This is a genomic window from Streptomyces sp. 63XJN7_1_ISO-PGPR-S23-121 (assembly GCF_056173025.1).
In genome coordinates, this window is the sequence record NZ_CM149653.1 from 7,017,579 (window position 1) to 7,041,482 (window position 23,904).

General features: G+C 72.3%; 15 protein-coding genes. 4 read left to right on the forward strand and 11 right to left on the reverse strand.

Annotated features, from left to right (window positions below; all coding sequences use genetic code 11):
- Positions 1-98: 98 nt before the first annotated feature.
- The 3 genes from AC0VYN_RS31400 to AC0VYN_RS31410 all read right to left on the reverse strand — a co-directional run bounded on the left by AC0VYN_RS31400 (position 99) and on the right by AC0VYN_RS31410 (position 6,976).
- Positions 99-5,060 (reverse strand): NAD-glutamate dehydrogenase, encoded by a 4,962-nt coding sequence (locus AC0VYN_RS31400; RefSeq protein ID WP_475533700.1) that lies wholly within the window; start codon positions 5,058-5,060, stop codon positions 99-101.
- A 633-nt stretch (positions 5,061-5,693) separates the two neighbouring features.
- A complete protein-coding gene (locus tag AC0VYN_RS31405) occupies positions 5,694-6,368 on the reverse strand; it encodes an HAD family hydrolase (protein WP_475533701.1) in 675 nt (224 codons plus the stop codon).
- 86 nt (positions 6,369-6,454) lie between these two features.
- On the reverse strand, positions 6,455-6,976 hold the full coding sequence (locus AC0VYN_RS31410) for a DUF6912 family protein (RefSeq protein ID WP_475533702.1): 522 nt from the start codon (positions 6,974-6,976) through the stop codon (positions 6,455-6,457).
- Between the two features lie 310 nt (positions 6,977-7,286).
- Here AC0VYN_RS31410 and AC0VYN_RS31415 point away from each other — a divergent pair, with 310 nt between their 5' ends.
- Positions 7,287-8,219, forward strand: a complete 933-nt coding sequence (locus tag AC0VYN_RS31415) for an Rv3235 family protein (RefSeq protein WP_475533703.1) — start codon at positions 7,287-7,289, stop codon at positions 8,217-8,219.
- A gap of 166 nt (positions 8,220-8,385) precedes the next feature.
- On the opposite strand, the gene secA is transcribed toward AC0VYN_RS31415, so the two are convergent.
- Positions 8,386-11,232 (reverse strand): preprotein translocase subunit SecA, encoded by a 2,847-nt coding sequence (gene secA, locus AC0VYN_RS31420; protein WP_475533704.1) that lies wholly within the window; start codon positions 11,230-11,232, stop codon positions 8,386-8,388.
- A gap of 278 nt (positions 11,233-11,510) precedes the next feature.
- On the opposite strand from secA, the gene AC0VYN_RS31425 reads away from it, so the two are divergent.
- Both AC0VYN_RS31425 and AC0VYN_RS31430 read left to right on the forward strand, forming a co-directional pair.
- Positions 11,511-12,080 (forward strand): GNAT family N-acetyltransferase, encoded by a 570-nt coding sequence (locus AC0VYN_RS31425; protein WP_475533705.1) that lies wholly within the window; start codon positions 11,511-11,513, stop codon positions 12,078-12,080.
- Positions 12,081-12,348: 268 nt separating this feature from the next.
- Positions 12,349-13,524, forward strand: a complete 1,176-nt coding sequence (locus AC0VYN_RS31430) for a winged helix-turn-helix domain-containing protein (RefSeq protein ID WP_385468200.1) — start codon at positions 12,349-12,351, stop codon at positions 13,522-13,524.
- 18 nt (positions 13,525-13,542) lie between these two features.
- Here AC0VYN_RS31430 and AC0VYN_RS31435 read toward each other — a convergent pair whose 3' ends face one another.
- The 7 genes from AC0VYN_RS31435 to mtnA form a co-directional block, all read right to left on the reverse strand.
- Entirely contained in the window at positions 13,543-14,289 is a 747-nt protein-coding gene (locus AC0VYN_RS31435; protein ID WP_475533706.1) for a response regulator, read from the reverse strand.
- A gap of 224 nt (positions 14,290-14,513) precedes the next feature.
- Complete coding sequence (gene hpf / locus AC0VYN_RS31440; RefSeq protein ID WP_451688290.1) at positions 14,514-15,206, reverse strand: ribosome hibernation-promoting factor, HPF/YfiA family; 693 nt, start codon at positions 15,204-15,206, stop codon at positions 14,514-14,516.
- Positions 15,207-15,518: 312 nt separating this feature from the next.
- Entirely contained in the window at positions 15,519-16,400 is an 882-nt protein-coding gene (locus tag AC0VYN_RS31445; RefSeq protein WP_475533707.1) for a ComF family protein, read from the reverse strand.
- A gap of 134 nt (positions 16,401-16,534) precedes the next feature.
- Entirely contained in the window at positions 16,535-18,382 is a 1,848-nt protein-coding gene (locus AC0VYN_RS31450; RefSeq protein ID WP_475533708.1) for an LpqB family beta-propeller domain-containing protein, read from the reverse strand.
- On the reverse strand, positions 18,372-20,444 hold the full coding sequence (mtrB, locus tag AC0VYN_RS31455) for an MtrAB system histidine kinase MtrB (RefSeq protein ID WP_475533709.1): 2,073 nt from the start codon (positions 20,442-20,444) through the stop codon (positions 18,372-18,374). The genes AC0VYN_RS31450 and mtrB overlap by 11 nt, the downstream gene beginning before the upstream one ends.
- A 1-nt stretch (position 20,445) precedes the next feature.
- Positions 20,446-21,135, reverse strand: a complete 690-nt coding sequence (gene mtrA / locus AC0VYN_RS31460) for a two-component system response regulator MtrA (protein ID WP_003975799.1) — start codon at positions 21,133-21,135, stop codon at positions 20,446-20,448.
- A 186-nt stretch (positions 21,136-21,321) separates the two neighbouring features.
- Positions 21,322-22,464 carry an S-methyl-5-thioribose-1-phosphate isomerase gene (mtnA, locus tag AC0VYN_RS31465; protein WP_475533710.1) on the reverse strand — a complete coding sequence of 381 codons (1,143 nt, stop codon included), beginning with the start codon at positions 22,462-22,464 and terminating at the stop codon, positions 21,322-21,324.
- 140 nt (positions 22,465-22,604) lie between these two features.
- On the opposite strand from mtnA, the gene AC0VYN_RS31470 reads away from it, so the two are divergent.
- The gene (locus AC0VYN_RS31470) at positions 22,605-23,903 is read left to right on the forward strand and encodes a glycerophosphoryl diester phosphodiesterase membrane domain-containing protein (protein ID WP_475533711.1); all 1,299 of its coding nucleotides are present in this window, start codon (positions 22,605-22,607) and stop codon (positions 23,901-23,903) included.
- Position 23,904: the final 1 nt, after the last annotated feature.

Consider the following 23,904-nt stretch of genomic DNA (forward strand, 5'->3'; position numbering starts at 1 on the left):
GCACACGAAAAGGCGCCCCGGGTCCCGAGGACCCGGGGCGCCTTCACGCCACTGCGGCGCCTTCACGCCACGGCGCCGCCTGCCGCGCGGCTACGCCGTCACGAGTGCGTCCGCAGCAGCGTCCGCATCGTCCGCATCGCCACCGACAGGTTGGAGAGGTCGAAGGCGTCGGAGCCCTTGATCTCCTCCAGCGTGGTGCGGGCCCGGCCGAGGATCGCCGCGTTCTTCTGCTCCCACACCGTGAACCGCTGCTCGGGCGTCGACGTGCCGTTGCCCGCCGCCAGCACGTCCGCGGTGAGCGCCGCGTGCGCCGCGTACAGGTCCTCGCGGATCGCCGCGCGGGCCATGGACTGCCAGCGGTCGGCGCGGGGCAGGTCGCTGATCCGGTCCATGAGCTGGGTGACCCCGAGCCGGTCGGCGATGTCGTAGTACACCTCCGCGACGTCCAGCGGCTCCCTGCCCATGCGGTCGGCCACCGAGACGATGTCCAGCGTCGGGAAGGCCGAGGAGAACCCGGCCACCCGGGTGGCCGGCTCGTCCGGGACCCCGGCGGCGGTCAGCTCGTCGTAGATGTGCTGGTACCACTCCGCGTCCGCGCCCCGCAGCAGCTTGGGCAGCTGCGCCCAGACCTGCTCGACGCGCTCGGCGAAGAAGTCCACCGTCTCGGCGAGCTCCAGCGGCTGCGGCCGGTTGTTGAGCAGCCAGCGGGTGCCGCGCTCGACCAGGCGGCGCGAGTGCAGCCGGATACGGGTCTGGACGGCGGCGTCGACCGTGGTGTCCAGGGCCTCCACCGCGTCCCACACCGGGGCGGAACTGAAGATCGCCCGGGCCGCGGTCTGCGCCCGCACGATCTCCTCGAGCGACGCGCCGGTCTCCTCGCGCATCCGGTGCAGATACGTGGTGCCGCCCGTGTTGACCGTGTCGTTGACCAGGACGGTCGTCGTGATCTCACGGCGCAGCGGGTGGCTGTCGACCTGCTCAGGGAACTGCTCGCGCAGCGCCGTCGGGAAGTAGGCGTGGAGCAGACCGCGCAGGTACGGGTCGTCGGGCAGGGAGGTGTGCAGCAGCTCCTCGGCGACCGTGATCTTCGTGTACGCCAGCAGGACGGCGGTCTCCGGGCCGGTGAGGCCCTGACCGGCGTTCAGGCGTTCGCGGATCTGGCGGTCGGTGGGCAGGAACTCCAGGGCCCGGTCCAGGCTGCCCTCGCGCACCAGGTGGCGCATGAAGCGCTGCTGGGCGTTGAGCATGTCGTTGGACTGGGCGAGCGCGTTGGCGATCGCCGTGTTCTGCGCGTAGTTGTTGCGCAGGACCAGCGCGCCGACCTCGTCGGTCATCTCCGCCAGCAGCTTGTTGCGCTGCTTGACGGTCATGTCGCCTTCCTTGACGAGACCGTTGAGCAGGATCTTGATGTTCACCTCGTGGTCGGAGGTGTCCACGCCCGCGCTGTTGTCGATGGCGTCCGTGTTGATCTTGCCGCCGGTGCGGGCGAACTCGATCCGGCCCAGCTGGGTCAGACCCAGGTTGCCGCCCTCGCCGACGACCTGGACCCGCAGGTCGCCGCCGTCGACGCGGATGGGGTCGTTGGCCTTGTCGCCGACGTCGCCGTTGGACTCGGTGGACGCCTTGACGTACGTACCGATGCCGCCGTTCCACAGCAGGTCCACCGGGGCCGTGAGGATCGCCTTCATCAGCTCGGCCGGGGTCATCTTGGTGATGCCGGGCTCGATGCCGAGGGCCTCGCGGACGTGCGCGTTCACCGGGATCGACTTGGCCGTGCGCGGGAAGACGCCGCCGCCGGCCGAGAGCAGCGCGGTGTCGTAGTCCTCCCACGAGGAGCGCGGCAGGTCGAACAGGCGGCGGCGCTCGGCGTAGGAGGTGGCCGCGTCCGGCGTCGGGTCGAGGAAGATGTGCCGGTGGTCGAAGGCGGCGACCAGGCGGATGTGCTCGCTGAGCAGCATGCCGTTGCCGAACACGTCACCGGACATGTCGCCGATGCCGACGACCGTGAAGTCCTGTCTCTGGGTGTCCACGCCCAGCTCCCGGAAGTGCCGCTTGACGGACTCCCAGGCGCCGCGGGCGGTGATGCCCATGCCCTTGTGGTCGTAGCCGGCCGAACCGCCGGAGGCGAAGGCGTCGCCGAGCCAGAAGTTGTAGGCCTCGGCGACCTCGTTGGCGATGTCCGAGAACTTCGCGGTGCCCTTGTCGGCGGCGACGACGAGGTAGGTGTCGTCCTCGTCGTGCCGGACGACGTCCGCCGGGTGCACGACCTCGCCGGCCACCATGTTGTCGGTGATGTCGAGCAGCGCGGAGATGAACGTCCGGTAGCTGGCGATGCCCTCGGCGAGCCAGGCGTCGCGGTCGGCGTTCGGGTCGGGCAGCTGCTTGGCGACGAAGCCGCCCTTGGCGCCGACCGGCACGATGACGGTGTTCTTCACCATCTGCGCCTTGACCAGGCCGAGGATCTCGGTGCGGAAGTCCTCCCGCCGGTCGGACCAGCGCAGACCGCCGCGCGCGACCTTGCCGAACCGCAGGTGCACGCCCTCTACGCGGGGCGAGTACACCCAGATCTCGAACGCCGGGCGCGGCGCGGGCAGGTCGGGAATGGCCTGCGGGTCGAACTTCATGGAGACGTACGCGTGCGGCTTCCCGTCGCTCGCCTCCTGGAAGAAGTTCGTCCGCAGCGTCGCCTTGATGACGGTGAGGAAGGAGCGCAGGATCCGGTCCTCGTCGAGCGACGCCACCTGGTCGAGGGCCGCGTCCAGCTCTTCGAGCAGGGCGTCCACGATCTCGTGCCCGGCGCGCTGCCGCTCCGGCGACATCCGCGCCTCGAACAGGGAGACGAGGAGGCGGGTGGTGTGGACGTTGTTGCGGAGGGTGTCCTCCATGTAGTCCTGGCTGAAGGTGGAGCCCGCCTGCCGCAGGTACTTGGCGTACGCGCGCAGCACCACGGCCTGCCGCCAGGTCAGCCCGGCGCCGAGCACGAGGGCGTTGAAGCCGTCGTTCTCCGCCTGGCCGGTCCAGGTGGCGGCGAAGGCGTCCTGGAACCGCTCGCGGGCGTCGTCGCCCAGGTGGTCGCCGGCGACGGCCTTCGGCATGCGCAGACCGAAGTCGTAGATCCAGGCGGTCGTGCGGTCCGAGCAGCGCAGCTCGTACGGGCGCTCGTCGGTGACCTCGACGCCGAGCCGGCTGAGCACCGGCAGCACCTTCGAGAGGGAGATCGTGCCGCCCTTCTGGAAGATCTTGAACCGGCGTTCCTCGGGCACGGCGCCCACCGGCTCGTACAGGCTCAGCGCGAACGTCCTGTCCTGGTCGAGCCGCTCCAGGTGGCCGAGGTCGGCGACCGCGGAGCGCGGGCCGTGGTCGGCCTTGTAGCCCTCGGGGAAGGCCGCCCCGTAGCGGCGCAGGAGTTCCGCGGAGCGCTCCTCGCCGAACTCGGCGGTGAGCGTCTCGGCGAATCCGTCGGCCCAGGAGCGGGCGGCCTCGACGAGGCGGGTCTCGATGCGCTCCTTGTCGGCGTCGGACATCTCCGACAGCTCGGTGCCCTGCGGCACGCGGATCACGAAGTGCAGCCGGGACAGGATCGACTCGGTGTTCCAGGCCGTGAAGTCGACGCTGGTGCCGCCGAGCTCCTCCTTGAGGATGTCGATGATCCGCAGCCGGACACCGGTGGTGTAGCGGTCGCGGGGGAGGTAGACGAGGGCCGAGTAGTAGCGCCCGTACTCGTCCTGGCGCAGGTAGAGCCGGAGGCGGCGGCGCTCCTGGAGGTAGAGCACGGACGTGACGATGGGCTCCAGCTCCTCGACCGAGGTCTGGAACATCTCGTCGCGCGGGTACGTCTCCAGGATCTGCAGCAGGTCCCGCCCGTCGTGGCTGTCGGGCGAGAAGCCGGCCCGCTCCAGCACCTCCTCCACCTTGCGCCGGATGACCGGCACGCGGCGGACGGACTCGGTGTAGGCGGCGGAGGAGAACAGGCCGAGGAAGCGCCGCTCACCGACGACGTTGCCCTGCTCGTCGAACTTCTTGACGCCGATGTAGTCCAGGTAGGACGGCCGGTGCACGGTGGACCGGCTGTTGGCCTTGGTCAGCACGAGCAGCCGGTGCTCGCGGGCCTTGGCGCGGGCGTCGGCGGGCAGCCGTCCGAAGGACGGGCTGACGGGGTGGCTCTCGTCGGTCGCGTGGTGCGGGTCGGAGCGCAGGATGCCGAGGCCGGTGCCGGCCACGGCCGCGAGGGAGTCGTCACCGCGCAGCTGGTACTCGCGGTAGCCCAGGAAGGTGAAGTGGTCGTCCGCCAGCCAGCGCAGCAGCTCGCGGGCCTCCTCCACCTCCTGCGGGCGCAGGTCGCCGGGGGCGGGCTCGTCCGGCAGCCCCTCCGCGACGCGGACGGCCGCGTCGCGCATCTTGCCCCAGTCCTCGACGGTCTCGCGGACGTCGTTGAGGACGCGCAGCAGGTCGGCGGTGATCTGCTTCAGGTCGCCGCGGTCGGTCTCGCGGTCGATCTCGACGTGGATCCAGGACTCGACGTGCGCGTCGTGCGGGAGGCCGTCGCCGGCCGGACCGGGGAGGACCTCGACGAGCTTGCCTGTGACGTCGCGGCGGACCACGAACTGCGGGTGGACGACGACGTGGATGCCGCGGCCCTGGCGGGTCAGCTCGTTGGTCACGGAGTCGACGAGGAAGGGCATGTCGTCCGTGACCACCTCCACGACGGAGTGGCTGCACGTCCAGCCGTTCTCCTCCACCGTCGGGGTGTGGACCCGCACGTTCGCGGTGCCCTGCGGACGGTTCTCGGCCAGCCGGTAGTGCGAGACGGCGGCTCCGAAGACGTCGACCGGGTCGCGGTCGGCCAGGTCCTCCGGGGCGGTGTGCCGGTAGTAGCGCCGAAGGAACGCGAACACGGACGCGTAGTCCGGGGTGCCCGGGGTCCCCGGGGTCCCCGGGGTGTCCGGAGTGCCCTCGTCCGTCGTCCCAGTCGGTAGGTGCCCCCCGACCGGGCTGTTCTCAGCTACCCGCGCGGCCCTCTCGAGCAGCTCGGCCTTGGCTTCGTCCAGCTTGGTCTGCATTGTCCTCTGGCTCCTGTCGCGCGCCGTTGCGTGACGTAGAAGGAAGTACGGTCTCCGGCCTTCCGGCGTGGCGTCGAGACGCGGGGTGTCCGGTCTGTTCCGACGCTATGCCGCAAGGAGAGAGGAGCGGGGGCATATCGGCCAATGTCGACGCGTCCGCCGGGTGTGACGTCGCTCTCGCGTCCGCCGTCCGGGGAGTGCGCTGCGCCGTACCGGGGACCTTCGATGCCCCGTCCCGCCCGCGAAGACCAGCGACGGCCGCCCGGTCACGGATGTGGTCCGTGCTCACCGGGCGCAGGGCAGGGGCGACGGTGCCCCCGCAAGCTATCGCGCTGATCACGCCACCAGGCTATCGCCCCGGACAGGGCATCCGTCACGAGCCGCATGTGTACAAAAGAGAGCCGAGAAGTTGGACATTCTGCACAGTCATGCCGAGGGCGACGGCTGATGCGCCGCGCCCCGGTCCCCGCTGCGGGCTCGGGGCACCCCCGTGCCCGAACGGCCTGGGAGGTACCCGGGGCGGCGCGGGCGGGCGCAGCGGCGCGCCCTCGGCGCCGGGCCGCGCGACCCGCCCCCGGCCGGCACCCACACCGGGCACCCCTCACCCGAGGGCGTCACGACACCCCCGTCACCTCACGCCGCCGCCGCCAGCCTCTCCGCCTCCGCCACGGCCTCCCCCAGGGTGTCCACCACCGGTACCCCGGCTCCCACCAGACTGGCCCGGCTGTGCGACCCCCCGGTGTACAGCACCGCCCGCGCCCCCACGTGCCGCGCGGCCACCGCGTCGTCCGCGGCGTCCCCGATCACCACCGTGCGAGCGGGCTCCACCACCGATCCCAGCGCCGCCAGATGCCGCACCATGTGCTCGGCCTTGCTGCCCCCGGACGGCCCGGTCCGCCCGTCGACGCGGAGGAAGTGCGCCTCGATCCCCAGCCCCCTCACCAGCGGGACGAGCTCCTCGTGCCCGTACATGCTGAGGATCGACTGGCTGCGCCCCGCCGACCGCCACCCGGCGAGCAGCTCCGCCACGCCCTCGGTGAGCCCGCACCCCACCCGGTGCTCGGTGTAGTACCGGTGGAAGGTCCCGTCCATGAGCTCCCACTCGGCGTCCGTGGGCATCCGTCCCATCAGCCGCTCGTAGAACTTCGGCACCGGCACGCAGTACAGCGCCCGGTACTGCTCGAGCGTGATCGGCGTCAGTCCCAGCTCGGCGAACGCCGCGTTCGTCGCCCCGATGATGGCGTCGTTGTCGTGGAACAGCGTGCCGTTCCAGTCCCAGACGATGTGCGCCCCTGTCTGCGTCCCCATGCAGGAAAACGTACCCGCCGCCACCGACGGTCAAGACGTGCCCCCGGGGAGCGCGGGGGCGCGGGCGGCCGTCAGCCGCCGTCCCGTCAGCCGCCGGTCCCGACCAGGTTCGGGATCTCCTGCGTCGCGTACCAGAGCAGCTCGTGCTCCTCGGCCCCGTCCACGGTGAATTGGGCGTCCCCGTCCCCGTCCCCGCCGTCCGCCGCCGCGAGGGCACCGGCCGCGGCCGCCACGTCCGGCTCCGCGTCGGCCGAGTCGACGTGCACCGCGGCCGCCTTGGCCAGCGGCACGTCACCGTCGACCCGCACCTCGCCCGGCACCGCGGGGCCCGGCCCGCGGTCCGGGCCGGCCGACGCCGCTCCGTCGGGCACGTCGGCCGCGACCACGACCCGGCGCCGCACGGCCTCCGCGTCCGCCGCCAGCAGCCGCAGCGAGCCCAGCGCGGCCCGGCTCAGGGCGGCGTACTCCAGCTCCTCGATGTCGTCCGAGGCGACCCACTCGCGCAACGCCGGCGTGACGGCGTACGCGACGAGCGGCCCCGTCCCCAGGCGCCCCGTCCTGTGCGCCTCGGCGAGACCGGAGAGGGTCAGGGGGACATAGACGCGCATGACGGGCCGCTTTCGTGGTCGGACTGGCCCCGGTCGGAGATCCGCCGGAGGCCCTTCAGGATACGTGCGGCGTCCCCTTTCGGGCGCCCGTCCGGGGCCCGGGACGCGTCCACTTCCGTCCCCGGACTCACCCGGTGGGCCCGCCCCGTCCCGGCCGTTCCCATGGCTACGGCCACTCGGATAGGTGAACCTCCCGCCCGCCCCGACCCGGCCCTCCGCCTCCTTGCCGACGCCACCCACCACCCCGTACAAGATCCCCGACCATGAAGTTACCGCCCGGTATCCGCCGGGTCGCCGAACGGGGAACCCCATGCAGACCACACCGACCGTGCCGCCCCTGCGCAAGGTCATGACCAGGACCCGTCCCACCCCTCACGTGCCCCTGCCCGGCACCGCCGCCGCCCCGCCCCACCGCGCTGGGGCCCGCCGTGTCCCGGCCGCCGCCGTCGGCGCCTCCCCCGCTCCCGCGGACGCGCCGCCCGGCGCGGTCACCGACACGGCCTCCGGCGCGCCCCGCGGCGCCACGCCCCGCACCCCGGGCGGCGTACCGCCCCGCAGGCCCGGCGGGAGCGGCCCCCGGACCCCGGCGCCGGGCGGACGTCCGGCGGGCTCCCCCGGCCGCTCCGCGCGCGCCCGTACGAGGCCGGCCGACAACCGCCCGGCGACCGCCTCCCCGGGCGGTGTGACCAGGGCGAGCGCACGCGCCGCCGCCACCGCACCCGCCCCGGACCGCGTCTCGGCCGCCGCCCGCCGGATCGCCGCACCCACCGGGACCGCCCTGCCCGCCGGGTCCGCCGGGTCCCCGCCCGCGCCCGTCCGGCCGGCCCCTGCCTCCTCGCGCCTCCCCGCGGGGACGACCGCCCCCGTCGCCCCCGCCCGGGCCCCTCGGCGGCCGGTCCCCCAGCTCCGGCCCACGGACCACTTCGCGGAACTGCTCCTCGACGTGCTCAGCGGCCGGCGCCCGGTGCACTCGATGCTCCGGCACACCGTCGGCCGCGCCTACGACGAACTGGCCCGGCTCGCCGAGCGCGGCCCGTTGCGCACCCGCGGCACCCTCCCCGTCGTCCGCGACATCGGCTACTACGAGGCCCGTCCGGGCGCGCTGGAGGTCTTCGCCCGCATCGGCGCGGGTGACCAGCTGCGCGCCATGGCGTTCCGGCTGGAGCAGGGCCGGGACCTGCGCTGGCGCTGCACCGCGGTGGAGCTGGGCGGCTCCCGGGGACCGCGGACGGACGGCGCCTGACGGCCGCGCGCGGCGCCACCGCCGCGTCGTCCTCCGCCGCTTGCCTGCGAGGCGCCGCACGGGCGCCGCACAGGGGCTGAACGGGCGCTGAACAGGCCGAAGGGCCGGGCTCCCCGAGGGGTGCCCGACCCTTCCCGCCGTCACGGTGCCCCGGGGCACCGCCGCGTCACTTCTTGCGGCGCCGCCCGCCCTTGGCCTGCTTGCGGCGCTCGGCGCGCGTGAGGCCGTCGGACGAGGACCGCGCGGGCTCCTCGTCGGTGGTGAAGTCGCCCTCGACGACACCGCCCTCGCCGTCCACGGTCGGAGCGGAGAAGTGGAGGTCGCGGCGCTGCGGCGCGTCGAGCCCCTTGGCGCGGATCTCCGGGCGCGCACCGGCCTGGGCCGGCACCGCGTCCTGCGGGGCCTTCTCCAGCGAGGGAGCGGCCTCCTCGACGGGGACCTCCTCGACCTGCTGCTCGACCTGGACCTCCAGGTTGAACAGGTAGCCGACGGACTCCTCCTTGATGCCCTCCATCATGGCCTGGAACATGTCGAAGCCCTCGCGCTGGTACTCGACCAGCGGGTCCTTCTGCGCCATCGCGCGCAGGCCGATGCCCTCCTGGAGATAGTCCATCTCGTAGAGGTGCTCACGCCACTTGCGGTCCAGGACCGAGAGCACGACCCGGCGCTCCAGCTCACGCATGATCTCGGAGCCGAGCTGCGTCTCGCGCGCCTCGTACTGCTCCTGGATGTCGTCCTTGATGGACTCCCCGATGTACTCGGCGGTCAGTCCGGCCCGGTCGCCCGCGGCCTCCTCCAGCTCCTCGACGGTGACCTTCACCGGGTAGAGCTGCTTGAAGGCGCCCCACAGACGGTCCAGGTCCCAGTCCTCGGGGAAGCCCTCGGCGGTCTCGGCCTGCACATAGGCGTCGATCGTGTCGTTCATGAAGTGCTGGATCTGCTCCTGCAGGTCCTCGCCCTCCAGGACGCGGCGCCGCTCGCCGTAGATGACCTCGCGCTGCCGGTTGAGCACCTCGTCGTACTTCAGGACGTTCTTGCGGGTCTCGAAGTTCTGGGTCTCGACCTGCGACTGGGCGGAGGCGATCGCGCGGGTGACCATCTTGTTCTCGATCGGCACGTCGTCCGGGACGTTCGCCATCGACATGACGCGCTCGACCATCTGGGCCTTGAACAGGCGCATCAGGTCGTCGCCGAGGGAGAGGTAGAACCGGGACTCGCCCGGGTCGCCCTGACGGCCGCTACGACCGCGCAGCTGGTTGTCGATGCGCCGCGACTCGTGCCGCTCGGTGCCCAGCACGTAGAGGCCGCCGAGCTTCTCGACCTCTTCCTTCTCGGCCTTGACCGCCTGCCCGGCCCGCTCCAGGGCGGCGGGCAGGGCCGCGGCCCACTCCTCGATGTGCTCCTCGGGGTCGAGGCCCCGCTGGCGCAGCTCCGCCTCGGCGAGGTCCTCCGGGTTGCCGCCGAGCTTGATGTCCGTACCGCGGCCGGCCATGTTGGTGGCGACCGTCACGGAGCCCTTGCGGCCCGCCTGGGCGACGATCGACGCCTCGCGCTCGTGCTGCTTGGCGTTCAGCACCTCGTGCTGGATGCCCCGCTTGCTGAGCTGCTGCGAGAGGTACTCGGACTTCTCGACCGAGGTGGTGCCGACGAGGATCGGCTGGCCCTTCTCGTGCTTCTCGGCGATGTCGTCGACGACCGCCTCGAACTTGGCGACCTCGGTGCGGTAGATCAGGTCGGACTGGTCCTTGCGGACCATCGGCCGGTTGGTCGGGATGGGCACCACGCCGAGCTTGTAGATCTGGTGGAACTCGGCGGCCTCCGTCATGGCGGTACCGGTCATGCCGCAGAGGCCGGGCAGTTCCTTGCCGTCGTGGTCGTGGCGCTTGTAGAGGCGGAAGAAGTTCTGGAGCGTGATCGTGGCGAGCGTCTGGTTCTCGTCCTTGATGTCCACCCCTTCCTTCGCCTCGATCGCCTGGTGCATGCCCTCGTTGTAGCGGCGGCCGGCGAGGATACGTCCGGTGTGCTCGTCGACGATCATGACCTCGCCATCGAGGACGACGTAGTCCTTGTCCTTCTTGAAGAGTTCCTTGGCCTTGATGGCGTTGTTCAGGTAACCCACGAGCGGCGTGTTCACCGACTCGTACAGGTTGTCGATGCCCAGCCAGTCCTCGACCTTGCTGACGCCGGACTCGTGGATGGCGACCGTGCGCTTCTTCTCGTCGACCTCGTAGTCGCCGGTCTCCTCGATGCCCTTGAGCGTGTTGCCCGCCTCGCCCTTCTTCAGCCGCGTGACCAGCTTGGCGAAGTCGCCGTACCACTTGGTGGCCTGGTCGGCCGGGCCGGAGATGATCAGCGGCGTACGGGCCTCGTCGACGAGGATGGAGTCGACCTCGTCGACGATGGCGAAGTTGTGGCCGCGCTGGACGAGTTCGTCCTTGGACCACGCCATGTTGTCGCGCAGGTAGTCGAAGCCGAACTCGTTGTTCGTGCCGTAGGTGATGTCGCAGCCGTACATCTCGCGGCGCTGGGCCGGCGTCTGGCTGGCGAGGATGCAGCCGACCTCGAGCCCCAGGAACTTGTGGACGCGGCCCATCATCTCGGAGTCGCGCTCGGCCAGGTAGTCGTTGACCGTGACGATGTGGACGCCGCCGCCGGACAGGGCGTTGAGGTAGGCGGGCAGCGTGCCGACGAGGGTCTTGCCCTCACCGGTCTTCATCTCCGCCACGTACCCCAGGTGCAGGGCGGCACCGCCCATGATCTGCACGTCGTAGTGACGCTGGCCGAGGACGCGCTTCGCGGCCTCGCGGACGGTGGCGAAGGCTTCCGGCAGCAGGTCGTCCAGGCTCTCACCGTCGGCGTAGCGCTGCTTGTACTCATCGGTGAGGGCCCGCAGCTCGGCGTCGGAGAGGTCGACGAAGTCCTCTTCGATGGAGTTGACCTGGTCCGCGATGCGGTGCAGCTTGCGCAGGATCTTGCCTTCGCCTGCACGCATGATCTTCGAGAGGACGGACACGGGGGTTGGTCTCCTTGCCGGTCGGGCCTGGGACGGTCGGTTTCCATGTGACTGACTGAGCAACGGCCATCGTATGCGAGGACCCCGCCGCGCCGGGAGGCCTGCCGTAGCGGTGACCGCGCGCTCCTTCGTCCTGCTTCCGGTCGCTGTCACCCGGTTCAACGTGCGAGGCCCGCGGATGGTGCCGCACCCGCCGACCAAATGCACGAAAAGTGACCACTCGTTCACGCACGGCAAAAGAATGGCACGCGTCGCGGGTCGCCCCGCAGAATCGGCCGATGGAACCGCAGATCCTCACCACCGAACGCCTCGTCCTGCGCACGGTCGGCCCCCAGGACACCGATGCCGTGTACGCCGCCTGCCAGGATCCCGACATCCAGCGCTGGACGACGATCCCCTCGCCCTACCTCCCGGCACACGCGCGGGGCTTCACGGAGCAGGTGGTCCCCGACGGCTGGGCGAACGACTCGATGTTCACCTTCGGCCTCTTCCTGCCCTCCGGTGACCTGGCGGGCATGCTCGGCGTCACGGTGATCTCCCCGGGCGTCGGCGAGATCGGCTTCTGGGGGACCAGGGAGTACCGCGGGCGCGGCTACGTCACCGAGGCCGCCGCCGCCGTCGCCCGCTGGGCCTTCACCCGGCAGGCGATCGACCGCCTGGAGTGGCGCGCCGAGGTCGGGAACACGGCCTCCCGCGCGGTGGCCCTGCGCGCCGGCTTCACCATGGAGGGCACGCTGCGCTCCGCGATCAACAACAACGGCGTCCGCCGTGACTGCTGGATCGCCTCCCTCCTCCCCTCGGACCTCTCCCTCACCTCGACCTTCCCCTACCTCCCGTCCCACCCGTAGCCCCGCACCACGCCACAGCCGCGGGCCGTCGTGCCGCCCCGACTGCGGCAGCCAGGCGCGGGCAGTCGTGCCTCCCCCAGTGCCTGAACGGCCTGGGAGGTACCCCCCAGGGGCGGCACAGGTGGACGCAGCGGGACCCCGGCAGCGCCGGGCCGCGCTGCCCACCCCGCGCCCGCGGCAACGCCGGGCATCCCGTCCGGGCCGCACGCCCAACCCCCGCCCCCCACGGACACTGCCCTGTCAGACCCACCCCCTATCGTGCGAACGCATGACGACCCTCCCGCCCCCCGCCATGGAACTGTCCGCAGACGAGGCCCGCCGCCTCGCCCTCCGCGCACAGGGCTTCCTCGGCGCCCCCGACCGCCGCGCCGGCGTCCGCGGCATACTGCGTGACCTGGGCGCGGTGCAGCTCGACACGATCTCCGTCCTCGCCCGCTCCCACGAACTGATCCCGTACGCCCGCCTCGGCGCCGTGGGCCGGGCGACCGTCGAGAACGCCTACTGGACGGACACGCACGCCTTCGAGTACTGGTCCCACGCCGCCTGCGTCCTCCCCATCGAGGAGTGGCCCCACTTCGCCTTCCGCCGCCGCGCCTACCGCAACCGCCCGCACTGGAACCACCACCTCCCGGACGGGGCCTACGACCAGGTCGTCAAGCAGCTCCGCGCCGAGGGCCCCCTCACCGCGACGGACCTGGGCGGGGCGAAGAGGACCAGCGAGTGGTGGGACTGGTCGGGCACGAAGGTCGCCGTCGAGCGCGCCCTCATGTACGGCGAGGTGGTCTGCGTCGAGCGCCGCGGCTGGAAGCGCGTGTACGACCTGGCCGAGCGCGCGGTCCCGCAGGCGCTGCTGCACGACGATCTGGACGACACCGAGTGCCTGCGCCGCCTGGTCCGCCTGGCCGGCCGGTCCCTGGGCGTCGGCACCCGCGCGGACATCGCCGACTACCACCGCCTCAAGGCCGAGCAGGTCGACGCCGTGATCGGCGACTCGGGCCTGGTCCCGGTGACGGTGGAGGGCTGGGGCAAGCCGGCCTGGGCGGACCCGGTCGCCCTGGAGACACCCCCGCGCGGCCGTCACCGCACGACGCTGCTCTCCCCCTTCGACTCCCTGATCTGGGAACGCGCGCGCACGGAGCGGATCTTCGGCTTCACGCACCGCCTGGAGGCCTACGTGCCCAAGCCGAAGCGGGTGCACGGCTACTTCGCGATGCCGGTCCTGGCCGGCGGCCGGCTGGTCGGCCGGGTGGACCCGGCACGCGAGGGCCGCACACTGGTGGCCCGGCAGGTGACCCTGGACGGCCCCAGGGCGGTCCCGTCGGTCGCCCGTGCCCTGGTCGAGGCGGCGAGCTGGGTGGACTGCACGGACGTGCGCGTGGAGCGGGTCGACGCGCCGGACCTGCGCGAGCCGCTCGCCAGGGAGCTGTCGCTCCTGCTCGCCTGATCCGCGGCGGCCCGGCCGTCAGCGGATCTCGAGGATCTTCTCCCGCATCGCGTACACCACGGCCTCCATCCTGGAATGCAGTTGCAGTTTCTCCAGGATGTTGCGCACATGGTTCTTCACGGTGTTCTCGGAAATGAACAGTTCCTTGGCGATGTCCCGGTTGTTCATTCCCGTGGCGACGAGCTTGAGGACTTCCAGTTCGCGGTCCGTGAGGCGCGGTGCGGGCACGAGCCGGCGCTCGTCGGTCCGCTGGATCATCGACTTGAACTCGGTGAGGAGTTTCGACGCCATGGACGGGCTGATCTGGGACTGGCCGTCGGCCACCGCGCGGATGGCGGTCGCCACCTCGTCCGTCGAGATCTCCTTGAGGAGATAACCGGTCGCGCCCGCCTTGATGGCGTCGTAGAGGTCGGCTTCCTCGTCACTGATCGTCAACATGATGATCTTGGCGCTGGGTGCCACCTCCTTGATGGAGGTGCAGGCCTCGATGCCGCCGCGCCGGGGCATCCGCACGTCCATCAGGATGATGTCCGGCAGCAGGTCCGCGGCCTTCTCCACGGCCTCCGCGCCGTCACCGGCCTCTCCGACGACCTGGATGTCCTCCTCGGCCGCGAGCACGATTTCCAGGCCGCGACGGAACAGGGCGTGGTCGTCGACGACCAGGACCCTGATCGGCTCCTGGCGTGACGAGCCCGCGTCCGGGCCCATGCCGGCGACGCCGTCGTCGGCGCCCCCGCCCCGCATCGGTCCGAAGCTGTCCGCCATCGTTCCTCCCCCTGAAGGCTGTGGCCTGTGGTCCTGAGCCATCGCCAACCCAAGGCAACGACCCACCGGTTGGGTGGTTGCCGCCATGATTCCATGCCGCGCCGACGCCGGGGTGACAGAGCGCGCCACGCAGGGGTCGCACACCGCGCGCACCGTCGCACGCCGGTGCCCCTGGGGGCGCACACGCGCTCCAGGGGCACCGGTCCGACGGTCACCCGGCGCAGTCAGCCACCGAGCGCGTCTCCCGCCTCGGGAGCGTGCGCGTGCGTGACCATCGTGTCCGTCGTGAGGTGGATCACGCCGTAGTCGTAGGCGTGCCGCCGGTAGACGACGCTCGGCTCCTTGGACTCGGAATCGACGAACAGATAGAAGTCGTGCCCGACCAGCTCCATCTCGTAGAGCGCCTGGTCGAGGGTCATCGGCGCCGCCACGTGGGTCTTCTCGCGGACGACGAGGGGGCCGTCGCCCTGCACCTCGAGCGAGCCGATCTTCTTGGTGGGTACGCCGTCCTGCTTCTCCTCCGGGACGATCTCCCCGTTCCCGTTGAGCGTCGCGGCGCCGGGGACGTGGTCGGCGACCTCGGCCGCCGAGATGCGGCGCGCTCCGCGCCGCGAGAAGCGCTTGTCGTGCTGCTTGCGCAGCCGGGCGCCGAGCTTCTCCGCCGCCAGGTCGAGCGCCGCGTACGGATCGCTCGCCGCTGCCTCCGCCCGGATCACCGGACCGCGGGAGCGAAGCGTGATCTCCACTCGGTCGCAGCGGTCGGCCTGTCGGGGGTTGGGCTCCTTGGACACCTCGACGTCGAGGCTCATCACCTTGCCGTCGAGCTTCTGGATCTTCTCCAGCTTCAGCTTCTCGGCCACGTGCTTCCGGAACCGCTCGGGCACCTCGGTCTTGCGGCCCTTGACGACGATGTCCACGCAGAACTCCGTTCCCGGATCGCTCCGCTTCGGCGGCGGAGCATCTCCCTTTTGCACCAGGTTCCGGTTCTCCCGGAACCTCGGACTCGGTGACTTCCACCTCCTCCCCCGCGGGCAAGGTATCCACGCCACCGGTGCGGGTGATGACGCCTGAACCCGCGGCACGGCATTCGGTTCTGAGAGGTGTGGCCTGCGGCTTTGCCTCACAACCGAACATATCTCGCCCGGACGGATGCCGTCACCCTCTAGCGCGACGTACCTCCGTTCCGGTGAATTGACCTTCTCATTACCTGCAACGAAGCAAGTATTCGATCAGTTCCGGTTTATCTCGAAAGCATCTGGTGAGGCCGCGACCACGGCCGCGCATGTCACTTCCCGGACCACGTCACCGCCTCCGTGCGGACCCGCCATTCGGGGTCCGCTCTTCCGTTCCTCTCTGCCTTCCCGTGCCGCCGACGAATACACAGCCGACTTCGCCGTCCTGTACGTCCGCGCCCCCGCCCCCCGCTCATCCGGGACCGCACCCGCCTCCCGCACGGCACGCGCCGCCTCCGCGAGGGAGGCCCCCGTGGTCATCAGGTCGTCGACGAGGACGACCGTCTCCCGGCCGCCCAGCAGCCGGACCCCGCCGGGCACGACCGCCAGCGCCCCGGCGAGATTGTCCCGTCGCTGCCGGGCCCCCAGCCCCGACTGGTCGGCCACCGCGTGCCGCTGCCGCAGCACGGCGAGCACCCGCGCGGGCGTCCCGGTCCGCCGCAGCACACCCGCCGCGGCGAGGGCGATCCGCCGAGCCGGATCGTGACCGCGCGCCCGCACCGCCCGGCGCGCGGAGGGCACGGGCACGAGCAGCACCGGCTCCCGCGCACCCGCGGACCGGCCCTCACCGACACCCGCGCCCACCTCCCGGAGCCCGGCCCTCACGGCCCCCGCCAGCGCCTCGCCGAGCGGCCCGGCGAGGGCCAGCACACCGCGTTCCTTGTGGGCCAACAGCGCGGCGCGCGTCTCGTCCGCGTACCGCGCCGCCGCGTGCACCACGGGCAGTCCGGGCGGCTCCGGGTCGGGACGGACCCGGCACGGCGCCGCCCCGCCCAGCGCCGAACGGCACCGCGGGCACAGCACCGTGCGGGCCCTGCCGCAGCCTCCGCACTCGGCCGGCAGCACCAGGTCGCCGACGTCCCGCCACCACCCGCGCACGGCCACCACTGTGCCGTCGCCCGCCGGACCCGACCAGGCCTGTGGAAAACTCCCGAGCGTCCCCTGGGGACAACTCCGCGCCGGAGCCGGCCCGCGTCACTCGCACGGGTGAGCGCGGGCGCCGTCCCGTCGCCTCACCCCGGATAGACCGGGGCCGTCCCCTCCGTCACCTTCTGCCACTGCATGCCGGACGGCAGCCGGACGATCAGGTCCTCCGAGTACGCCACCAGCGGCAGCCGCTCGTCCTCGGTCGCGGCGATCTCCTTCACCCCCGTCAGCGCCGCCGGCACGGACGCCTCCGGCGTGGAACCGTCGACCTGGACGTATCCGATCTGCTGGACGCCCCCGCGCTCGCGCCCGACCACCACGAGCCTGCTGTCGCCGGCCCAGGACATGGCCGTGACCTCCTCCAGCTCGGGCGTGGCGGAACGCAGCCCGACGACGGTGACCGCGGGCCGCTCACCGGCCCGCCCGTCGCGTTCGATGCGCCCGATGAGCAGCGACCGCTCACCGTCCTTCTCCACGACGAGCGCGATCCGCACCCCGTCGGCCGCCACCCGCACGGCCTGCACCCGCCCGTCCAGCCCGGGGATCCGCACCGGCACGGGCTCGCCCGCGCCCTCCTTCAGCAGCAGCAGCCGGGGGTTCTCCGGGTCCCGGTCGGCGATCCACAGGTCGCCCTGCGCGTCCCAGCTGGGCGGCGTCAGCCGCTCCGCCTCCGTCTTGCCCCCGCTGACGAGCAGGGGGTCCCCGAGCGAGCTGCCCGGCACCAGCGTGGCCACGTACAGCGACCTGGAGTCGAAGCCGATGCCGGCGGCGCTGTGCTCGTCCCGCGACACCGCCACCGACCGCAGGGCCGTCGTGCCCTCGCCCAGCGCCCCGGGCACGGCCTCGGGGTGGGTGGCCGTGCTGCCCGCGGCGATCCGCACCAGGCGGTGCTTGGCGTCCACGAAGTACAGATAGTCCGGCCGCTGGGCCGAACCGCGCGTCGCGACCGTCTCGGCCCGGTCCTCACCGAGCGAGCACAGCCGCTTGTTCCCCGAGATCAGCTCCACCTCGTCCACGGCGGGGGTGAGGTTCTTGAGGGTGAACAGGAGCTGGGCCGCCATCTCGTCGCACGTGTCCGCACCGACTCCGGCGGCCTTGGCGTTCAGCGGCACCTTCAGCGTGTTGCGGTCGTCGGGCGTCAGCGAGTCGACGCTGTCCGCCAGCGCCGTACCGGTCGGGAAGCTCGTCCTCACCACGGGCCCCAGCAGGCTCGTCGGCCCACTGATCAGCGACCGCACGACCTGCGTCAGCGGGTCCACGAGGCGGCGCACGTAGACGGGGTCGGCGACGGCCGCGGGCTGCGCACTGGTACCCGCCTGGGCCTTCGGAACGGTGTTCGAGGCGAAGTAGTACTTGTTGACGGACATGTAGGTGCGCTGGAAGTCGGACTTGCCCATGACCACGCCCTGCGGCAGCAGGTCGATGCGCCACTGCCGGCTCTTCTGGTCGCGGCTGAGGTGGACGGCCTCGCGGTACTGCCCCGCCGCCGGCGAGTACGACTGCTGCGCGTCCACCGTGGCGACCCTGGTGCCGGTCAGCGTGACCGAGTACGAGTAGTCGTCGGCGTCCTCACGGCTCGCCGAGTGGTCGGCCTCGGTCCCCGCCCCGCCCGCCAGCACCGTCGTGGACCGCTCCGGCCGCCAGGTCTTCGCCGCGTCGCCCGTCAGGTACTTGCGCGCCGTCTCGTAATGCGGATCGTTGCTGGTCAGCGCCTCAAGGAAGCCCTGCACGATCTCCGACGGAGAGGCGTCCTCCGCCGGCGGCATCGCGAACACCCGCACCTGCGGGTCCTGCCGTGGCGTGGACTCCACGCCCCGCAGGTCCCCGTTGTCGGGCATGGACGCACACCCTCCCAGCAGAACGACGCCGCAGACCGCGTACGTCACCGCGCGCGTCGGCGTCCGCCGGCCGCTCCCCTCGCGGTCAGCGACCACGGAATGCCTCCCCTTGCCTGCTCGGCTCCTCCGGCCCGGCGTCCGGGCGGCTCGCCGCCTCCGGTCCGGGCGTGCCGTCCTGTGTACGGGCGCCCGAGACGGGCCGCGGCACCACGCGCGCGCCGTTGCCGGGCAGCGCCGTCGGATCGGCGGTGGCCGTGCCCGACGGCCGCGGCGGTATCGGCCCCCGGGCGGATCCCGAGGCCGTCCGTCCCGGCGCGGCCTGCGCCGGGACGGTGACCGCCCGGTCCGCGCCGGGCGCCTGGCCGGCCTCGTGGAGACCGGCGTCGTTCAGCCCGCGGTTGCGCCGGGAGTCCGCCGGCTCCAGCGGTATCGGCGAGCCCCGCAGCGGCTCGTCCGCGGTCCTGGGCAGCGTCAGCCGGAACTGCGACCCTCCGCCCGGCTCGCCCCAGGCCTGCAGCCAGCCGCCGTGCAGCCGCGCGTCCTCCAGGGCGATGGACAGGCCGAGCCCCGTACCGCCGGTGGTACGCGCGCGTGCCGGGTCGGCCCGCCAGAAGCGGCTGAAGACCCGGGTGGCCTCGCCGGGCTTGAGCCCGACGCCGTAGTCGCGCACCGCCACGGCGACCGCGCCGCCGGCCGCGGCGAGCCGGACCACGACGTCCTGGCCCTCCCCGTGCTCGACGGCGTTGACCACGAGGTTGCGCAGCACCCGCTCCACGCGCCGGGCGTCCGCCTCGGCAACGACGGGCTGCTGATCGCCGACGACGCGTATCCGCGTGCTCTTGCGCTCGGCGAGCGGCTCGGCGCCGCTCACGACCCGCCGCACGACCTCCCGGAGGTCGATCGGCTCCGCCTCCAGCGCCGCCGCGCCCGCGTCGAAGCGGCTGATCTCCAGGAGGTCCGCGAGCAGCGTCTCGAACCGGTCCAGCTGGTCCGCCAGCAGCTCCGCGGACCGCGCGGTCACCGGATCGAAGTCCACGCGCGCGTCGTGGATGACGTCGGCCGCCATCCGCACGGTCGTCAGCGGCGTCCGCAGCTCGTGCGACACGTCGGAGACGAACCGCCGCTGCATCCGCGACAGGTCCTCGAGCTGGCTGATCTTGAGCTGGAGGTTCTGCGCCATCTTGTTGAAGGCCTCGCCGAGCCGCGCGATGTCGTCCTCGCCGGTGACCTTCATCCGCTCCTGCAGCCGCCCGGCGGACAGCCGCTCGGCGATGCTCGCCGCCATCCGCACGGGCGTGACGACCTGGCGCACGACCAGCCAGGCGATGGCCCCGAGGAGGACGACGACGAACAGCCCGGCCGTCGCCAGCGTGCCCTTGACCAGGCTGAGCGACTTCTCCTCCTGCGTCAGCGGGAAGAGGTAGTACAGCTGGTACGGCTCACCGTTCGGGTCGTTGACCTGCTTGCCGATGACCAGGCCCGGCTGCGAGGGCTCGTCGGAGTCGTAGACGATCCGCGTGTAGCTCTGGGCCGCCGCCGGGTCGCCCTCGATCCGCTCCCGCAGGTCCTCGGGCACACTGGCCGACCAGTTGACCAGGCCGGAGGCGCGCGGGCCGCGCCCGCTGCCGCTGTCCCCGCCCATGGGCAGCGTGACCACGTCGAAGGCGCCCTGGCCGCCGCTGGAGAGCGACTTCACGAGGTCGCTCATCCACTGGATGACGTTCTGCGGCGGGCGGCCGTCCACGGGCGTGGCTTCGTCGCCGGTCGTGCTCGCCGTCTCCTCGGCCTTCTGCTTGGCCACCGCGAACCCACCGGTGGCCTGGCTCTGCGACGCCTTCACCTTGGCGTCCAGCAGGCCGTTGCGGACCTGCCCGATCACGACGAAGCCGAGCAGCAGCACCACGCCGAGCGACATCAGCAGCGTGGTGGCGACGACCTTGAGCTGGATGTTGCGCCGCCACAGCCGCATCACGGGCAGCAGCGGACGGCGTATCCAGCGCATGAACAGACGGAGCAACGGACTGCCCTGGACCCCGCCCCGCAGCAACCCGCCCGCGAACCAACGCTCCCAGCGGGAACGCCCGGACCCGTGGCCGACAGGCCGCCCGGCGCGGTCCCCGGACCGGCCGGGCGCCGAAGCGGCACTGTCCCTGCTCACGTCAGCTCGGTCCGGCCTTGTAACCGACGCCACGGACGGTCACCACGATCTCCGGCTTCTCCGGGTCCTTCTCGACCTTGGAGCGCAGCCGCTGCACATGCACGTTGACCAGCCGGGTGTCGGCCGCGTGCCGGTAACCCCAGACCTGCTCGAGGAGCACCTCGCGGGTGAACACCTGCCACGGCTTGCGGGCCAGCGCGACCAGCAGGTCGAACTCCAGCGGCGTCAGCGCGATCGACTGCCCGTCCCGCTTCACGGAGTGCCCCGCCACGTCGATCACCAGGTCGCCTATCGCGAGCTGCTCCGGCGCCGGCTCCTCCGACCTCCGCAGCCGCGCCCGGATCCGGGCCACCAGCTCCTTCGGCTTGAACGGCTTCACGATGTAGTCGTCGGCGCCCGACTCCAGCCCCACGACCACATCGACGGTGTCGCTCTTGGCCGTCAGCATCACGATCGGCACGCCGGACTCCGCCCTGATCAGGCGGCAGACCTCGATGCCGTCCCGGCCGGGCAGCATCAGATCGAGCAGCACCAGGTCCGGTTTCGTCTCACGGAAGGCGGCCAACGCCTTGTCGCCGTCGGCTACGAAAGACGGCTCAAAACCCTCACCACGCAGCACAATGCCGAGCATCTCGGCCAGTGCGGTGTCGTCGTCGACGACAAGGACTCGTCCCTTCATAAACGACATCATCCCATTCTCGTAACGACGACAGAGGTGCTGGTGAGCGAGGTCACTGGCCTGTGACGATAGTCGTATCGAGCCGTCACTGTCTGCCCCGCTCCACCACCGTAGTGGCCCCCTCACAGCGTGTTCGCGGCGCACTACGGAACGCAGGCGCCGCCGAGCCGCCGCCAGGGGCCCGTCCAGGCAGCCCCGTCAGCCGGCGGTCGGCCGCCCCGAGCCTGCGCACAGCTGCGCGAGCGCGTCCCTCGTCACGGGCGAGACCACGCCCGCCTCGGTGACGATCGCCGTCACCAGCTCGGGCGGCGTCACGTCGAACGCCGGGTTGTACGCCTGCGTCCCGAGCGGAGCCACCGGGATGCCGCCTCCCGATCCCGTCACCGGCACCTGGGGAGCCATGACCTCGGTCACCTCGTAGCCGGGGCGCTGCTCGACCTCGATGGACGCCCCGTCCGGCGTCTCCGTGTCCACCGTCGTCAACGGCGCCACCACGATGAACGGCACGTGGTGGTACCGCGCCAGCACGGCGAGCGGATAGCTCCCCACCTTGTTCGCCACCGAGCCGTCGGCCGCGATCCGGTCCGCGCCGATCAGCACCGCGTCCACCTCACCCGCCGCGAACAGCGAACCGGCCGCGTTGTCGGTGAGCAGGGTGTACGGCATGTCGTTGCGCGCCGCCTCGTAGGCGGTCAGGCGGGCGCCCTGCAGCAGCGGGCGCGTCTCGTCCACCCACAGGCGCCTGAGCCGCCCCGTCCGGTGGGCGGCGAGCGCCACCGCGAACGCCGTCCCCTCACCGCCCGACACCAGCGACCCGGTGTTGCAGTGCGTGAGGACGCGGTGTCCGCCGGCGGGCAGCAGCTCGTCCAGGAGCGCCAGTCCGTGCCGGGCCATGCGGGCGCTGGCCTCGGCGTCCTCCTCGTGGAGCGCCCGCGCCGCGGCCAGCGCGGCCGTCGCGGCCTGCCGGGTGTCGCCGGTCCTCGCGAGCGCCTCCTCGTGGGCGGCCTGCGCCCGGCGCACGCCCACCTCGAGGTTCACCGCGGTGGGGCGTGCGCCCGCCAGGGCGGCGGCGGCCTGCTCCACCTCGAAGCCGCGGACGGCCGCGAGCGCGACCCCGTAGGCGCCCGCGATGCCCAGCAACGGTGCCCCGCGCACGGCGAGCGAGCGGATCGCCTCCACCAGCGCGGACGGGTCCGTGCAGACCAGCTCGACCTCCTCGGCCGGCAGCCTGGTCTGGTCCAGCAGGACCAGCACCGGCCCCTCGGGGGGTTCCTCCCAGCGGAGGGCGGGTATCCCGGTCGGCCGCTTGTCCTCGCCGCTTTGCGCGTACTGATCAGCCATGCCGTCAGTCTGCCCCCTTTCCGGGGGACAATTGAAGGTGCGCTGCCCCTACCTCGGCCGGTCCACGGCGGACCACCCCATGGCACGATGGCTGCCAACCTGCCGCCGCGACCGCGGAAGGGCACCGTGAAGGAGCGACGATGAACGACACTCCGGGCTGGACCTCGCCCGGATCCGCCCCGTCCGACGGGCAGGAGCCCGGCGCGTCCGGCTCCGCCGACCGCCCGGCAACCGGCGAGCCCGCGGACCGGCCGAGCGCGGAACCGACGAGCCCCGGCACGAAGTGGTCCAAGGAGCAGCCGCCCCCCGGCCAGTGGTCCGCACCGACCGGACCCGGCCAGACCCCGCCTCCCCCACCGCCCCACACGGGCTGGGGCACCCCGCCCCCGCCCCCGGGCCACGCCCGCCCCGGCGGCTACGGAGGGTACGGCTACGGAGGCTGGGGCGGCCCCCCGCCCGCGGCCAAGCCCGGCGTGATCCCGCTCCGCCCGCTCGGCGTCGGTGAGATCCTCGACGGCGCGGTCTCCACCATGCGCACCCACTGGCGCACGGTCCTCGGCATCTCGCTGACCGTCGCGGTCTTCACGGAGATCATCGTCGTGCTGCTCCGGGGCCTCGTCCTGGACAACACCGGCACCGAGGCCCTCAACGACCCCGACGCCACCGTGAGCGAACTCGCCGACGCGCTCACCGCCACCACGATCGACTCGGGCGTCGTCTTCCTGATCTCCCTGATCGGCACCGTCGTGGCCACGGCCCTGCTGACCACCGTCACCAGCCGCGCCGTCCTCGGCAGGCCGGTGACCACGCGCGAGGCCTGGCGGGACGCCCGCCCTCAGGTGCTCAGGCTGTTCGGCCTGATCGTCCTGCTGCTGCTGATGGTCGCCGGTCTCCTCCTGGTCGCCATGCTGCCCGGTCTCCTCGTCACCGCCACGGCGGGCGGCGAGGCGGGCGTGGCCCTGACCGCCCTGGGCTTCCTGGCGGGCGTCGTCGTCGCCGTGTGGCTCATGGTCCGCTTCTCCCTGGCCTCCCCCGCACTGATGCTGGAGAAGCAGGGCATCAAGAAGGCGATGAGCCGCTCGACGAAGCTGGTGAACGGCTCCTGGTGGCGCGTCTTCGGCATCCAGCTGCTCGCGACGGTCATCGCGAACATCGTGGCGTCGATCATCGTCATCCCCTTCACCTTCCTCGCCGCGGCGCTCAGCGGCGACGGGGTCAGCGGATTCCTCGAGGGCAGCGGCGACCTCGGCTGGACCTTCCTCGTCGTCAGCGGCATCGGCTCGGTGATCGGCTCCATGATCACCTTCCCGATCACCGCGGGCGTCACCGTGCTCCTCTACATCGACCAGCGCATCCGCCGCGAGGCCCTCGACCTCGAACTGGCCCGCGCCGCCGGCACCCAGGGCCCCGGCAGCCCCGGCGCCGTACCGGGGAGCTGAT

What these genes read in the sequence shown, in the direction of transcription:
- AC0VYN_RS31400 (WP_475533700.1), bottom strand. Translation starts at nt 5,060, where the DNA reads ATGCAGACCAAGCTGGACGAAGCCAAGGCCGAGCTGCTCGAGAGGGCC.
- AC0VYN_RS31405 (WP_475533701.1), bottom strand. Translation starts at nt 6,368, where the DNA reads ATGGGGACGCAGACAGGGGCGCACATCGTCTGGGACTGGAACGGCACG.
- AC0VYN_RS31410 (WP_475533702.1), bottom strand. Translation starts at nt 6,976, where the DNA reads ATGCGCGTCTATGTCCCCCTGACCCTCTCCGGTCTCGCCGAGGCGCAC.
- AC0VYN_RS31415 (WP_475533703.1), top strand. Translation starts at nt 7,287, where the DNA reads ATGCAGACCACACCGACCGTGCCGCCCCTGCGCAAGGTCATGACCAGG.
- AC0VYN_RS31425 (WP_475533705.1), top strand. Translation starts at nt 11,511, where the DNA reads ATGGAACCGCAGATCCTCACCACCGAACGCCTCGTCCTGCGCACGGTC.
- AC0VYN_RS31430 (WP_385468200.1), top strand. Translation starts at nt 12,349, where the DNA reads ATGACGACCCTCCCGCCCCCCGCCATGGAACTGTCCGCAGACGAGGCC.
- AC0VYN_RS31435 (WP_475533706.1), bottom strand. Translation starts at nt 14,289, where the DNA reads ATGGCGGACAGCTTCGGACCGATGCGGGGCGGGGGCGCCGACGACGGC.
- mtrA (WP_003975799.1), bottom strand. Translation starts at nt 21,135, where the DNA reads ATGATGTCGTTTATGAAGGGACGAGTCCTTGTCGTCGACGACGACACC.
- mtnA (WP_475533710.1), bottom strand. Translation starts at nt 22,464, where the DNA reads ATGGCTGATCAGTACGCGCAAAGCGGCGAGGACAAGCGGCCGACCGGG.
- AC0VYN_RS31470 (WP_475533711.1), top strand. Translation starts at nt 22,605, where the DNA reads ATGAACGACACTCCGGGCTGGACCTCGCCCGGATCCGCCCCGTCCGAC.